Source organism: Arthrobacter sp. CAL618 (assembly GCF_000468215.1).
In the GTDB taxonomy this organism is placed as follows: Bacteria; Actinomycetota; Actinomycetes; order Actinomycetales; family Micrococcaceae; genus Arthrobacter_D.
In genome coordinates, this window is sequence record NZ_ASZW01000153.1 from 1 (window position 1) to 14074 (window position 14074).

15 protein-coding genes and 1 tRNA gene are annotated in these 14074 nt (G+C 64.8%); 6 read left to right on the forward strand and 10 right to left on the reverse strand.

Annotated features, from left to right (window positions below):
• Nucleotides 1-408, reverse strand: a 408-nt coding sequence (locus K728_RS0109185; RefSeq protein WP_024476512.1) for an acyl-CoA dehydrogenase family protein, incomplete at its 3' end; no start/stop codon positions are given.
• Nucleotides 409-417: 9 nt separating this feature from the next.
• Entirely contained in the window at nucleotides 418-1719 is a 1302-nt protein-coding gene (locus K728_RS0109190; RefSeq protein WP_019482697.1) for a M20/M25/M40 family metallo-hydrolase, read from the reverse strand.
• 153 nt (nucleotides 1720-1872) lie between these two features.
• On the opposite strand from K728_RS0109190, the gene K728_RS0109195 reads away from it, so the two are divergent.
• From K728_RS0109195 to K728_RS22365, 3 genes are all read left to right on the forward strand, one after another.
• Nucleotides 1873-1955 (forward strand) — tRNA-Leu (locus tag K728_RS0109195).
• A gap of 297 nt (nucleotides 1956-2252) precedes the next feature.
• Nucleotides 2253-2732, forward strand: coding sequence for a dienelactone hydrolase family protein (locus K728_RS19000; protein ID WP_272944187.1), 480 nt, complete (start codon nucleotides 2253-2255; stop codon nucleotides 2730-2732).
• Nucleotides 2633-2875, forward strand: a complete 243-nt coding sequence (locus K728_RS22365; protein ID WP_272944186.1) for a dienelactone hydrolase family protein — start codon at nucleotides 2633-2635, stop codon at nucleotides 2873-2875. The genes K728_RS19000 and K728_RS22365 overlap by 100 nt, the downstream gene beginning before the upstream one ends.
• Before the next feature lie 76 nt (nucleotides 2876-2951).
• Here the strand turns inward: K728_RS22365 and arfB are convergent, their stop codons facing one another.
• Genes arfB through K728_RS0109220 form a run of 4 tightly spaced genes read right to left on the reverse strand, consistent with a single transcriptional unit; the run spans nucleotide 2952 to nucleotide 5437 of the window.
• Nucleotides 2952-3374 carry an alternative ribosome rescue aminoacyl-tRNA hydrolase ArfB gene (gene arfB, locus K728_RS0109205; RefSeq protein WP_019482695.1) on the reverse strand — a complete coding sequence of 141 codons (423 nt, stop codon included), beginning with the start codon at nucleotides 3372-3374 and terminating at the stop codon, nucleotides 2952-2954.
• A 12-nt stretch (nucleotides 3375-3386) separates the two neighbouring features.
• Nucleotides 3387-4154 carry an SCO1664 family protein gene (locus K728_RS0109210; protein WP_019482694.1) on the reverse strand — a complete coding sequence of 256 codons (768 nt, stop codon included), beginning with the start codon at nucleotides 4152-4154 and terminating at the stop codon, nucleotides 3387-3389.
• Nucleotides 4154-4720, reverse strand: a complete 567-nt coding sequence (locus K728_RS0109215; RefSeq protein ID WP_019482693.1) for a DUF3090 domain-containing protein — start codon at nucleotides 4718-4720, stop codon at nucleotides 4154-4156. Before K728_RS0109215 ends, K728_RS0109210 begins: the two co-directional genes overlap by 1 nt.
• Nucleotides 4721-4729: 9 nt before the next feature.
• A complete protein-coding gene (locus tag K728_RS0109220) occupies nucleotides 4730-5437 on the reverse strand; it encodes an MSMEG_4193 family putative phosphomutase (protein ID WP_024476513.1) in 708 nt (235 codons plus the stop codon).
• Between the two features lie 348 nt (nucleotides 5438-5785).
• Here K728_RS0109220 and K728_RS0109225 point away from each other — a divergent pair, with 348 nt between their 5' ends.
• Nucleotides 5786-6088 carry a DUF4193 domain-containing protein gene (locus K728_RS0109225; protein WP_019482691.1) on the forward strand — a complete coding sequence of 101 codons (303 nt, stop codon included), beginning with the start codon at nucleotides 5786-5788 and terminating at the stop codon, nucleotides 6086-6088.
• 121 nt (nucleotides 6089-6209) lie between these two features.
• Here the strand turns inward: K728_RS0109225 and K728_RS0109230 are convergent, their stop codons facing one another.
• From K728_RS0109230 to K728_RS0109245, 4 genes are all read right to left on the reverse strand, one after another.
• Nucleotides 6210-7442: a kynureninase gene (locus K728_RS0109230; RefSeq protein WP_035747727.1), complete on the reverse strand. Its 1233-nt coding sequence runs from the start codon at nucleotides 7440-7442 to the stop codon at nucleotides 6210-6212.
• Between the two features lie 101 nt (nucleotides 7443-7543).
• Nucleotides 7544-8461, reverse strand: a complete 918-nt coding sequence (locus tag K728_RS0109235) for a MaoC/PaaZ C-terminal domain-containing protein (protein WP_035747724.1) — start codon at nucleotides 8459-8461, stop codon at nucleotides 7544-7546.
• Nucleotides 8458-9792: a 3-oxoacyl-ACP reductase gene (locus K728_RS0109240; RefSeq protein WP_024476516.1), complete on the reverse strand. Its 1335-nt coding sequence runs from the start codon at nucleotides 9790-9792 to the stop codon at nucleotides 8458-8460. Before K728_RS0109240 ends, K728_RS0109235 begins: the two co-directional genes overlap by 4 nt.
• Nucleotides 9789-11117 (reverse strand): acetyl-CoA C-acetyltransferase, encoded by a 1329-nt coding sequence (locus K728_RS0109245; RefSeq protein WP_019482687.1) that lies wholly within the window; start codon nucleotides 11115-11117, stop codon nucleotides 9789-9791. Before K728_RS0109245 ends, K728_RS0109240 begins: the two co-directional genes overlap by 4 nt.
• A 66-nt stretch (nucleotides 11118-11183) precedes the next feature.
• On the opposite strand from K728_RS0109245, the gene K728_RS0109250 reads away from it, so the two are divergent.
• Nucleotides 11184-11924, forward strand: coding sequence for a TetR/AcrR family transcriptional regulator (locus K728_RS0109250; protein WP_237742119.1), 741 nt, complete (start codon nucleotides 11184-11186; stop codon nucleotides 11922-11924).
• Nucleotides 11921-14017, forward strand: coding sequence for an acyl-CoA dehydrogenase family protein (locus K728_RS0109255; RefSeq protein ID WP_024476518.1), 2097 nt, complete (start codon nucleotides 11921-11923; stop codon nucleotides 14015-14017). The genes K728_RS0109250 and K728_RS0109255 overlap by 4 nt, the downstream gene beginning before the upstream one ends.
• The last annotated feature ends 57 nt before the right edge of the window (nucleotides 14018-14074 follow it).

The window sequence follows — 14074 nt, forward strand, 5'->3', positions numbered from 1 at the left end:
CTGTGGTGTGGCGGTGGTGAGAGAGTCGAACAGGACGGCGTCGTTGCCCGGCTCGGAGAGTCCGAAGGCGTACAGCTCCCCTTGGGCGGCCTCCTGCAGGACGAAACCCAGGGAGTGGTCCCCCAGGCGTTGCAGCATCAGGGCCACCCCGGTCCAGACCAGGTGCATGTTGATGGCCAGGGCGGTGGCGGGTGCCGCGGACGCCAGCCGCCGTTGGCACGCGGCAACCGCTGCGACGCCCAACCCCCGGCCGCCGTCGTTCACGGGTGCCATCAACGCGAGATAGCCGATGGCTTGGAGATCGGCCAGATCCGCGTGGAAGAACTCGTTCCGTGCGTCGTAGCCGGCGGCCCGCTCCCGGAACGTGTCCAGGAGTCGGTCCGGGAGGATTTCCTCGGGGGTGTCCATGGACGCTGCCTAGTAGGTGGTGAGCAGGCGGTGGAGCACCTTGGAACCAAACTTGAGCGACTCGGTGGGTACCCGCTCGTCGACGCCGTGGAACATGCCGGTGAAGTCGAGTTCGTCGGGCAGCTGCAGCGGGGCGAACCCGTAGCCGGTGATGCCGAGGCGGCTCAGCGACTTGTTGTCGGTGCCGCCGGACAGCGTGTACGGCAGGACCTTCGCGCCGGGGTCCTGGCTATGCAGGGCGTCGATCATGGAGTCCACCAGGTTGCCGGCGAATGGCACCTCAAGCGAAACGTCCTTGTGGTCGTAGGTGACGTCGACGCCGTCGCCCGCGAGCTCCTTGATGGTGGCGAGGACCTGTTCCTCCTGGCCGGGCAGGGTGCGGACGTCGATCAGGGCTTCGGCTGTGCCCGGGATGACGTTGTGCTTGTAGCCGCTCTTGAGCACCGTGGGGTTGGAGGTGTTTTGCAGGGTGGCGCCGACGAAGCGGGCCACGGTGCCGAGTTCGGCGAGGAGCGTCTCGGGGTTGTCAGGATCGAATTCGACGCCGGTGAGTTCGGTCACACCGTCGAGGAACTGGCGGGTGGTGGGGGTGAGCTCAATTGGCCACCGGTACTCCCCCACCCTTGTGACGGCGCGTGCCAGCCGGGTGACGGCGTTGTCGGTGTTGATCTGTGAGCCGTGACCGGCACGGCCGTGGGCTACCAGACGGAGCCAGGAAATGCCCTTTTCCGCAGTCTGCAGCAGGTAGGTGCGCTGACCGCCGATGTTCGCTGAGAAGCCGCCAACCTCGGAGATGGCTTCGGTGGCTCCCTCGAAGAGGCCTGGCTGGGTGTCGACCAGCCAGGATGCCCCGTATTTGCCGCCGGCTTCCTCATCGGCGAAGAAACCGAAGATGAGGTCGCGCTTGGGCTGGATTTTTTCGCGCTGCATGTTGCGGAGGACCGAGAGAATCATGGCGTCCATGTCTTTCATGTCCACTGCACCGCGGCCCCAGATCAGGCCATCCTTTTCCTCGCCGCTGAACGGATCGACTGTCCAGTCCTCTTTCTGGGCGGGGACGACGTCGAGGTGGCCATGCACCACCAGCGCGGGCAGGGAGGGATCAGAACCGGGCATCCGGGCAATTACAGAGGCCCGGCCCGGTTCGGACTCGAAAATCTGGGTGCCAAGGCCCACTTCCTCGATCAGGCCCGCCGTGTACTCAGCAGCCGCTCGTTCGCCGGGGCCCACGTTGTCACCATAGTTGGAGGTGTCGATGCGGATGAGTTCCTGGCAGATGCGGACAACTTCGTCTTCGGGCTTGATATTCATCGTGCGGGCCTCCTAATGGCGAATGAGCTGTGTCACCAGCCTAACCACTTTGTCTGGAGGGTCCCGCGAGCAGCGGATTAAACTCTTGGGCCTTGATCGTGTTAGAGTTTTTTTCGCTGCTTCCGAGGTTTAGAGCTACGGAAAACATCACCTGCGCGGGTGGCGGAATGGCAGACGCGCTAGCTTGAGGTGCTAGTCCTCTAACGAGGGTGGGGGTTCAAGTCCCCCTCCGCGCACAGTGAAAAAACCCCGGTCCGCCGGGGTTTTTTTATGCCCTCGACCACGTGGAGCCTTTCTTCGACCACGCCACCTTCGATCCGGCTGCGCGACCTCTTATGGGTCGCCTGGCAAAGAGCATGCCCTTGTGCCAGGAGTCCCCCTCTGGGATAGTTTCGGCATCATTCGCTAGCGAGGGGGCCGACATGACCGATGTGCGGATCCAGACAGCTCAGGGAATCATGCCAGCCTCCGTTTCAGTGCCCGCAGTGGACCCGCCGTGGCCAGGGGTTGTCATTACCCATGATTTTTCGGGGATGAGCCAGGACCTGCGTGATCAGGCCGATTGGCTTGCCGCCGAAGGATTTCTGACCGTCGCACCGGACCTGTACTACTGGGGAAATCGGCTGGCATGCCTTCGGATCATCATGCGTGACATCGGCGCCCGCCGTGGCAGGACCTTCGATGATATTGAGGCTGCACGCGCCTGGCTGGTCGGGCAGGAGGGTTGCACCGGAGTGACGGGAGTTATTGGCTTTTGCATGGGGGGCGGATATGCCCTCGCGCTTGCCCCGGAGAGCCATTACTCCGCGGTCAGCACCAATTACGGCGGTTGCCCCNCCCCGCCGATGCCGCGCAATGGCTGGTTGGTGCCTGTCCGATCGTCGGCAGCTACGGTGGCCGGGACAGGTCCCCCATGGGACGCAAGGCCGGTCTGCGGCTGGAAGGTATCCTCGAGTCCGTTGGGGTGGAGCACGACATCAAGATCTACCCCGACGCGGGCCACGGGTTCATGAACCAGATGAATCCAGCCGATAGCACGCTGCTCCTGTCGTTCCTCGGAGCGGTCTCCGGTACGAAGTACCATGCAGCCGCCGCACAGGACGCACGGCGGCGTGTGGTCGCCTTCTTCAACGAGCACCTGCGCAGCGACGGCTGACCGGGACCTCGGACGGACGATTCTGCCGGGGCAACGGCTATCCAGTGGCAACAGCCATCCAGGGTGCCACATCACGCTATTCGGCGGTAGGGCGCTGCCGGTTGCGTTTCGTGGCCGACCGCTGTTGCTTCGCGACGAGATGCCGCCGGGCGGAGCCGCGCGTGGGCCTGGTCGGACGCCGAGGTTTCGCGTCGGGAGCCAGTCCCACGGTGACCAGCTCGGCGAGTTTGCGCATTGCCGTGTCGCGGTTGCGCAGCTGGGAACGCTGCTCGGAGGCGACGACGGTGACCGTTCCGGCAACGACGTGGCGGCTGAGCCGGTTGAGGAGCATCGCGCGCTGCTCGTCGGAGAGGACCGTCGAGTCCGCAATATTCCAGAACAATTCGACCCGGCTGTCGGAGGTATTCACGTGCTGCCCGCCCGGCCCGGATGACCTGGAAAAGCGCCAGCCGAGTTCACGCTCGGGAATGACGAGCTTCGCTGACACCTCAAGATCCATCGCGGCACATCCCTAAAACAGCGGCCAGGGTACCGCCGACATCTCACCGCTCGGCGCCGGAAAACGCCCGTCCGCGCGCAGCTTGTCGCAGCGTGCGGCCAGCGAAGCGATTTCCTCCGCGCTGAGCAGGTCCGCCAGAGCGCCCCCAAGGTCACCGGTCAGCCCCACACTGACACGGTCAATACCGTCGAGCTCATCCGCGGTCAGGGGGTCGCCCAGCCATCCCCACAGCACCGTGCGCAGCTTGTGGTCGCTGTGGAAGGTGAGCCCATGGTCGACCCCGTGCCGGTGTCCGTCGCCCATCGCGAGGATGTGGTCACCTTTGCGGTCGGCGTTGTTGACGACGACGTCGAACACTGCCATCCGCCGCAATGCCGGCGTGTCCTCGTGAAGGAGGGCGACCATCCGACCGTTTTCGTCCTGACCCTTCAACACCTGCTTCCAGCCAGTCTCGGGCACCCGGTGGGAGGGGACGAGGTCCACGGGGTTCTGCTCCGGGTCCTGCTCCTGCCAGAGTTGCACCATTCCTTTGCCCAGCGGACCCTCACGCAGCCAGGTGAAGGGCACGACGTTCCAGCCGAACGACTGCGAGACCAGGTACGCGGCGACCTCCCGGTGTGCGAGGGTTCCGCCGGGAAAATCCCAGAGCGGATGCTCCCCCGCGATGGGTTTATAGACGACCGCCTCGGTGCCGATACTGCCCAGGAACGTGGCGTTCGACGCTGTCGTGATGCGACCGGTAAGCGTCAGCTCGGCCGTCGCAAGGTCAGGCGTCGGCATCAGGCCTCAGGAAGGGTGCAGGTGTGCCCATCGATGTCGACCGGTTCCCCGCACAGCGGGCAGGTGGGGCGGCCAGCGTCGACAATCTCGCGGGTGCGTTTCGCGAATGCGCGGGCGGTACCGACCGGCATCCGGACCAGTAGCATTTCGGACACCTCGACCCCTTCTGCGCCGATCGACTCATCAACGGCGTCGCCGTCGTCCTCAGTATCAATCTCGGTGATCGGGTAGGCCTCTATGACCAGCTGAACTGTCGATGGGTCCCAACCGAGACTCAGGGCCCCGGTGCGGAACTGCTCTTCCACGGGTTCGAGCTGGTCATTGTCGACCAGTTCAATGGGAGTGCTCGCAGGAATGCTGAACGGGTTGCCGTCCAGGGTGATGAGCTGGTCGAGAATCTCGTCGATCTTCTCGGCAAGCTGGGCCGACTGCTGCTTTTCCAGGGCGATGCTGACGATCTGCGCCCCGGCACGTACCTGGAGATAGAACGTGCGCGACCCCGGAGCGCCGATCGTTCCGACAACAACTCGATCAGGCCAGGTGAACTCATGAACTTTAGTAGGCATACAGCTATTTTAGGTGATTGAGGTTCGTGGGGGCTGCGGTCCCGCGCCGCCGCCGACCGGTGCATCAGCCGCGTGGACCGTTGTCGATAACCAGGACAGATCCCCGGCATCGGTGTTGGTGGCATAGACGCTCGGCCGGCTTGTGCCGTACCGCACAATCGATACGGAGGCCGGCCCCACATTGATGCGCTGGAACAGGTCCAGGTGCATCCCGAGTGCGTCAGCGAGGATCGACTTGATGATGTCACCGTGGCTCACCGCCACCCACACCGCACCTGCCCCGTGCTCGGCCTCGAAGGCCGCATCGTGGCGGCGAATCGCGGCTACGGACCGGGCCTGCATTGCTGCCATGGATTCGCCGCCGGGAAAGGTCACCGCGGAGGGCTGGGCTTGCACAACGGTCCACAGGTCTTCGGTCGCAAGGTCGCTGAGGGTGCGTCCCTGCCATTGGCCGTAATCGCATTCGGTCAGATCGGGGTCGATGGGAGTGAGCGGGTTGCCTAGTTGACGATCGAGGATGAACTGGGCGGTCTGCTGACACCGCTCGAGTGGGCTCGATACCACGCCGACGACCGGGACGGCAGCCAGACGGTCACCCGTCAGGGCTGCCTGGTCACGTCCGACCTGGTCCAGGTTCACGCCGACGGTCCGCCCGGCGAGGAGTCCGGCGGCATTCGCTGTGGTGCGGCCGTGCCGCACGAGGATAACTGTGGCCATCTCTTTAGAGTAACGAACCCGGTGGTGCATCCCGGCCCGGAAACTGCCGTCCGGCACAGCCTTGCCGGTACAACCTTGCCGGTTTCTTCCGGCGGTTCTGTGCCGGACGGCAGTTGCTGCGGGAAGGTAGGGGTGAGGCGGACCGACCGGGTAAGGTGGGCCCAACCGGGTGCGTCCGGCCCAATCAGCCGCGCGATTGCGCTACTGAGTGTCGTCCCTGCTACCTTGTCCCTTGACAATCGGGGAACTTAATCTGTATCCCACACGCTGTTAGCGTAAGCCGCCACTTTCCGCTGGCGCTCCCTGTACTCTGATTGATCACACAACTGAAGGAGAAGCACCGCCCGCATGGCAACTGACTACGACGAACCACGCGTCAGGCCCGAAGACCAGCCTGTCAATGAATCGCTTGAGGCGATTCAGGCTCAACGCAGCGCCACCACCCAGTCGTCCACGATCGACACCGATGAAAGCGACACCGCTGAGGGCTTCGATCTTCCAGGTGCCGTCCTTGAGGAAGAACTCCTTATTTCGGTGATCCCCGAACGGGAAGACGAATTCACCTGCATGTCCTGCTTCCTGGTGAAGCACCGCACACAGCTCGCACGCGAGAAGAACGGCGACAAGTACTGCGCCGAGTGTGAGGGTTAGCCGACAACGAAGCGGCCGATAGGCTCAGAACCGCCGCTTGCACCCGGCAAACCTTGCTGCGGCGGCCGCTTCTGGGTGAAGCCGGGACGGAATGCCGAGAAGTCCGCTTCTTCGCCGGGGTTTAGGCGGGAGGCAGGCTTTCGGCGATCCGCTGGATTCCGAGGAAGGTCTCCTCGAACGACGTCGACAGCGGCGAGAGTCCCAGCCGGATCCCCGCGGGGTTGCGGTAGTCCGGGATGACCCCCTTCGCCCACAGCTCGGGGATCAGGTCCTTGAAGCCGGGGTGGTCGATGGTGATGTGGCTCCCACGCTGTCCCGGGTCGCGCGGAGAGGTGACGACGACGCCGTGCTCCCCCATCAGCGCGTCCACCGCTTCCACCGCAAACGAGGTCAGCGACACGGATTTGGCGCGGACTGCGTCCATGCCCACCTCGGCAATCAGCCCGAGCATGTCCTGCATTGCCAGCATCCCGATGATGGGCGGGGTGCCCGAGATGATCCGCCTGATCCCCGGGGCCGGTTCGAAGTCCGAGCCCATGCCAAAGGGGTCGGCGCTGCCGAGCCACCCCTGGATCGGCTGCTGAAAATCCTCCAGATGCCGCTGCGCCACATAAGCCCAGGCTGGAGCGCCGGGACCGCCGTTGAGGTACTTGTAGCTGCACCCCGTTGCATAGTCCACGTTCCATCGGTCGAGCTCGGCGGGCACCGAGCCGACGGAGTGGCTCAAATCCCACAGGACCAGTGCGCCGGCGTCGTGCACCACCTCGGTGATCGCGGGGACGTCGGCCAGGTGCCCTGAGCGGTACGCGACGTGGCTGAGTACCACCAACGCTGTTTGTGGGCCGACGGCTGCGGCGACGTCGGCGGGGGTAGCACCGCCGTCGTACTGGAGTTCCACCCAGCGCAGCTGGAGTCCCCGCTCGGCGGCGATACCCTCCATGATGAAACGGTCAGTGGGAAAATTGTCCCGGTCAATGACGATCTCGGTGCGTCCGGGCCGGGCGGCGACCGCTGCACGGGCAAGTTTGTACAGCAACACACTGGTCGAATCGGCGACCGTGCACTGGCCTGCCGCGGCACCGATCGCCACCCGCCCAATCAGGTCACCGACCTGCTCCGGCAGGTCCAGCCAGCCTTCATCCCAGCCCCGGATGAGCCTGCCTGCCCACTGCTCGCGGACAAACGACTCAAGCCGTCCCAGCGTGTCAGTCAGTGGCCGGCCCAGCGAGTTGCCGTCCAGATAGGCAACGATGTCGGGATCGTCATGACCCTCGAACCTGGACCGGTAACTGGACAGGGGGTCCGCGGCGTCGAGGGCGCGGGCACGGGTAAGCAGGGCTACGTTCTCGCTCATGATCACAGTTTAGGCCCGAACAAGAGACGTCCAACGCCAGCTGCCCTCCCCACGGGTGAGTGGGAAGGGCAGCTGGTGCCGCATGGGCAGAACCTGCTCGGCTAGTCTGTTCCGGCCAGCCGGGTGAGGGTGCCCGTAAAGTGCTCGCGGGCGCGACGGGCATTCCAGGCGGTGATCTCGGCTCCGCGCCAGGTGCCAGCTTCCTGATGCGGCGTGATGGCCAGGGCCACCCGGGCGGGCAGCAGCACCGGTGACCGGAAGTCGATGCTCCAGGCGAATGATTCCACCCCGGACGGTTTGCTCTCCTGGACCATGCGCGACGCGAGATACATGCCGTGAGCGATGGTCTGCTTCATCCCGAGTGCCTTGGCCGCCAGGGCATTGAGGTGGATCGGGTTGTAATCCCCCGACACTGCCGCATAGCTGCGCCCAGTACTCACCGGGAGGTCCCACAGGGTGGTGAGCTGGGGTGGAACGAAGGTGGTCCGTTCCTCTTTCGGTGCGATAGCTGCGCCCGCCAGCCGCGACCCTTTCGCCAGATAGGTGGAGCGGCCGGTCCACACGGCTTCACCCGCCACGGTGACTTCGGTGACCAGGTCCACCTGGGCGCCGGAAGGGTGGGGGCGCAGGTCTCCAGCCCAGGCGGAAATGCTGAGTTTTTCGCTGAAGTGAATCGCTCGCCGGTGTTCAACCGAATTTCGGAGGTGGATCATTCCGAGCAGCGGCAGCGGGAAATCCGCTCGTGCCATGACGCTCATCGCCACCGGGAACGCAATGGTGTGGATGAAACCAGACGGCAGCAGGTCGTGGGCTGGCGCCCCGATCAACTGCTGGAACCTGGTCAGGTCGGCGACCGAAGCCTGGACTCCTGCGACGCTATGCCGGACGGTCGGCAGTTCCGGGATGCCTGAACCTTTGGCCGACCGCCCGCGGGCCCACGGCAGTGGAACACTGCTGATCAGGGCGCTGCGGTACAGCGACGGGAGTCCTGGAACCGAGTCCAGGACCAGCTCGCTCACGCGCCCACCAGAGACTGTCCGCACACGCGGAGCACCTCTCCATTGACGCCAGCAGCGGCCGGCGACGCGAGGAATGCAATGGTCTCAGCCACATCGATGGGCAGTCCGCCCTGCTGCAGGCTGCTCAGGCGGCGTGCCGCTTCACGGGTGGCGAAAGGCATTTTCGCTGTCATCTCGGTTTCGATGAATCCGGGCGCGACGGCGTTGATCGTGCGATCGGTGCCGTCAAGGGCCACGCCGGTGCTGCGCACCATGCCGATCACCCCGGCCTTGGAGGCTGCGTAGTTGGACTGGCCACGGTTGCCTGCGATGCCGCTGGTCGAGGCGAGACAGACAATCCGGCCAGTTGCAGCAAACACCTCGGAGCCGAGCAACGTCTCATTGATTCGCAGCTGCGACTCAAGATTCACTGCCAGTACCGAGTCCCATCGGGCGGTGTCCATGTTCGCGAGCAGCTTGTCGCGGGTGATTCCGGCGTTGTGCACCAGCAGATCCAGGGAGCCATACCGTTGCTGCACATGCTCGAGTATCCTCGCGGCAGCGTCAGCAGTGGTGATGTCCAACTGCAGGGCGGTCCCGCCAATCCGGTTGGCCACTGCGGCGAGCTGCTCTCCGGCAGCCGGCACGTCCACGAGGACCACCTGCGCTCCGTCGCGGCTCAGCACTGCCGCGATTTCAGCGCCGATACCGCGGGCAGCACCGGTGACGACGGCCGTCTGGCCGGCCAGCGGACGGTCCTCGTCCTGGCCGCTGGCCTGCCCGCTGTCGCGGACGGTGATGAACTGCCCGCTGACGAAGGCGCTTTTTCCGGACAGCAGGAACCTGAGGGCACCGGCGGCGGCCTGCACCGAGGCGCCGTCGCGGAGCAGAATGCCGTTTGCGGTGGCACCGGCACGCAGTTCCCGGCCGACCGACCTGACAATTCCGTCGATTCCTTGCCTGGCTGCAGCCTCGGCGGGGTCGGTGGTTTCCTTCGCCGGACGGGAGACCGTGACGATGCGGCCGCCACGCGCAAGCTGGTGCACTGCCTGACCGAGTTCCAGGATGGGGGCGCCGAGGTCACCGGGTGCCGTGACGTTTTCCAGCACGACGACGACGGCGCCGAGCTTCTCACCGGGCGCGGCGTGGCGGCGGACATCCTGGTTCCATCCGAGCAATTCGGAGGCGAGCGAGTCGGCCGCAGCCCCAGCTCCGAGCACCAACAACGGTCCGGGGACCAGAGGTGCGCCCTGTTTGTGCCTGCGGAGTACCGCCGGTCGAGGCAGCCCCAGCTTCTTGGCGAGCTTTCCGGCAGGACCGGAGTTGACCAGGTTCAGGTAGTTGTCAGTCACTGTTCGCGTGCCTCCAGAATGGCGACGACGCCCATGCCGCCCGCGGCGCACACGGAGATCAGTCCCCTACCCGAGCCCTTCTCTGCCAGTGTCTTGGCGAGCGACGCAACGATCCGGCCGCCGGTCGCGGCAAAGGGGTGGCCCGCGGCCAGCGATGAGCCATTGACGTTGAGTTTGCTCCGGTCGACGGTGCCGAGGGCGCCGTCGAGTCCCAGCGTATTCCGGCAGAAGTCTTCGTTCTCCCATGCTGCGAGGGAACTGAGCACGGTACCGGCGAAAGCTTCGTGGATTTCGAAGAAGTCGAAATCGTCGAAGGTCAGCCCGTTGCGCTGCAACATCCGGGGCATCGCGTAGACCGGTGCCATGAGGAGGCCTTCGGCGCCGTGCACGAAGTCCACTGCTGCAGCCTCTGCGTCCACCACGTTGGCGAGCATGGGCAGGTTGTGCCGGCGGGCGTAATCTTCTGAACCGAGCAGGACTGTGGCCGCGCCGTCGGTCAAGGGGGTGGAGTTGCCTGCCGTCATGGTGGCACCGGCTGCGCCCTTGCCGAAGACAGGCTTCAGCTTGGCCAGTTTCTCCAGCGAGGTATCGGCCCTGAGATTGGCGTCCCGGGTGACGCCGCGGTACGGGGTGACCAGATCGGAGAAGAATCCCCGGTCGTAGGCTGCGGCGAGGTTGTGGTGGCTGTTCAGCGCCAGCTGATCCTGTGCCTCGCGGGTGATTTCCCATTTGGCGGTGGTGATGGCCTGATGCTCGCCCATTGACAGGCCGGTGCGCGGCTCGCCGGTTGTTGGGGCGTTGGGCGTGAGGTCCCGGGGCCGGAGGCGGCTGAGGACGGAAAGCTTCTGGGGTGTGGTCTTTGCGCGGGACAGGTCAAGCAGGACGCGGCGTAGTCCTTCGCTGACGGCGATTGGCGCATCGGAGGCTGAGTCCACGCCGCCAGCAATACCTGATTCGATCTGCCCGAGCTTGATTTTGTTGGCCAGGCCGATGACGGTTTCAAGGCCGGTCGCGCAGGCCTGCTGCACATCGTAGGCGGGAGTGTCGGCCGCCAGGGCTGAACCCAGTACTGCTTCTCGGGTGAGGTTGAAGTCGCGTGAGTGCTTCAGTACGGCTCCGGCCGCGACTTCGCCGATCCGCTCCCCCTGCAAACCGAACCGTGCCACGAGGCCGTCAATCGCCGCGGTCAGCATGTCCTTGTTGGAGGAATACGCGTAAGGCCCGCCGGACCGTGCGAATGGGATCCGGTTTCCGCCAATGACCACCGCGTTGCGGACGGATGTGGAGGGCTGCGTGCTGCCCTGCTCTGCTGATTGGTCGACCATGCTGTGATTCTCCTTCGCCAAAACGGTGAGTTACCGATACTCAGCGTACCTGATACGCTGAGTATCGTGAACAAGCAGGCCCTTGCGCCAAGACCAGCAGCACGTCCCGCCGCGGCAGCCGGCGATGGTCGCTCAAGTCGGTGGCAAGCGCACCGGGACAAACGACGTCGTGCACTGGTGAAAACCGCCCGCCGCGCGGTGCATTCGCTCGGCTACAGCGCATCGATGGAAGACATCGCCACGGCCGCTGGCACGTCCAAATCCGTGTACTACCGCTATTTCGGTGACAAAGCCGGGCTGCAGCAGGCCATGGGCGAGGTGGTTATCGCCCAGATGCAGGACAAGGTGCTCGATGCGGCACGGCAGGCGGCCTCACCACGCGAGGGGCTCCACGCGATGGTGTCGGCATACCTGCAGATGGCCCAGACCTCACCCAATGTGTACGCCTTTGTCACCCGGTTGGGCGCCGCGGACGCTCTCACCAATCCTGCTGACCCCCAAACGTCCGAATTGTTGAGCCACTTCTTCGAGGCGGTCACCAGCATGCTCGCCAGTCCGATGAAATCGTTCCTCGCCTCCGATCCACGGGCCAGGCAGCTCGGTGGCCCGGCGCTCACCCTCTGGCCGCAGGCGGCGATCGGCATGGTCCGGGCGGCCGGCGAGCTATGGCTCGCCACCCCAGACGGCCCCACAAAACCCACCGAGGCCCAGCTCAGCGAGCAACTCACCACCTGGCTCTTCGAGGGCATCGCCAATCACGTTCCAACACCCGCTAGCACCATTTCAGTTCTGGAGGACACCCCATGACACAGACAGCCACGCGATCCGAGCTCAACGTTCCCGCAACGGCGGCCATCCACGACGACGACCGCGCCGTAGTCGACGTCGAAGCGCTGGGTGAGCTGCTGCTGGGCCGGTGGGCAGCCACCCGCCGGGTTGCCCGCGAGCTCGCGGGTCGCCCGGAAGTCCACCGAATCGAGGGGCAGTCCCACGCAGACCAGCGGAGCCGCTGCTTTGATCAACTGCACTACCTGGTGGAGAACAAGGCAGTGCACCGGGCGTTTCCCGCTGAACTCGGCGGTGAAGACAATCACGGAGCCAATATTGCGGGCTTCGAGGAGCTGGTTGTCGCTGACCCATCGTTGCAGATCAAGGCGGGAGTGCAGTGGGGCCTCTTCGGCAGCGCGGTGCTCCACCTGGGCACGGCCGAACATCACCGGGCGTGGATTCCGGGCATCATGAACATGGACATCCCGGGTTGTTTCGCGATGACCGAAACCGGACACGGGTCCGATGTCGCCAGCATCGCCACCACCGCGGTCTACCAGCCCGAAACCGACGAGTTCGAGATTCACACCCCATTCAGGGCGGCCTGGAAGGACTACATCGGTAACGCGGCGATCGACGGCCGGGCCGCAGTCCTCTTTGCGCAGCTCATTACTGGCGGGGTGAACCATGGGGTTCACGCGTTCTACGTTGAGCTTCGCGATGCTGATGGCAACTTCATGCCGGGAATCGGTGGCGAAGACGACGGGCTGAAGGGTGGACTCAACGGCATCGACAACGGTCGGCTCCACTTCACCAAGGTGCGGATCCCCCGCACCAACCTGCTCAACCGTTACGGCAACGTCGACAGTGAAGGCGTGTACACCTCGCCGATTGCTTCTCCCGGACGTCGTTTCTTCACCATGCTCGGCACCCTGGTGCAGGGTCGCGTCTCACTGGACGGAGCGGCGGTGGCTGTCACCAAACTCGCGCTGAAAACCGCGGTGCAGTACTCAGTGGAGCGGCGGCAGTTCAACGCGGGTTCGGACCTCAAGGAAGAGGTGCTCCTCGACTACCAGCAGCACCAGCGCAGGCTCCTCCCCCTGATAGCCGCCACCTACGCGGCATCCTTCGCCCACGAGGAACTGCTGGCCAAGTTCGACGACGTCTTCTCCGGCGCCCACGACACAGACGAGGATCGTCAGGACCTCGAAACCCTCGCAGCCGCGCTCAAGCCGTTGTCGACCTGGCATGCCCTCGACACGCTGCAGGAATGCCGGGAAGCCTGTGGTGGGGCAGGGTTCCTGACCGAGAACAGGTTTACCTCCCTGCGTGCGGACATGGATGTCTACGCAACCTTTGAGGGTGATAACAACGTCCTGCTGCAACTGGTGGCCAAGCGCCTCCTCGCGGATTACGCGAAAGAGTTCAGCGGCGTCGACTTCGGTGTGCTCGCACGCTACGTGGTCACCCAGCGTGCCGAGAAAACCCTGCACCGCTCGGGTCTGCGGCGGGTAGTGCAGACCGTGGTCGACGCCGGATCCGAACGGAAATCCGCGATCGCGCTGCGGGATGAACACACCCAGCACGAGCTGCTGTCCGACCGCGTCGAGGCCATGGTCGCTGAACTGGCCGGCGAGCTGCGCGGGGTACGGAAGCTGCCACAGGAAGCCGCCGCCGAGAAGTTCAACGAACATCAGCACGAACTGATCGAGACGGCCAAGGCACACGCGGAACTGCTGCAGTGGGAGGCGTTCACCGCCGCAGTTCACCAGGTCGATGACGCGGGCACCAAACAGGTGCTCACCTGGGTGCGGGACCTGTTTGGGTTGTGCCTGATTGAGCGCAATCTCGCCTGGTATCTGATGAACGGCCGGCTTTCCACCCAGCGGGCCCGGACGCTCTCGCCGTACATCAACCGTCTGCTCGCGAAGATCCGCCCCCACGCCGTCGATCTTGTTGACGCCTTTGGGTACGGCCCTGAACATCTGCGGTCAGCGATTGCCACCGGCGCGGAGAAGAAACGCCAGGACGAAGCGATGGCCTACGCGCGGCAGCAGCGGGCCAGCGGTACGTTCCCCATCGACGAGAAAACGGTGCTGGCCCGCACGGCGAAGGCTAAAGCGAAGCGCTAAAGACGCACCTAAACCTGGCGCGGGTCGTCATCCTCGTTCTCTTCATCGACGGGGGTG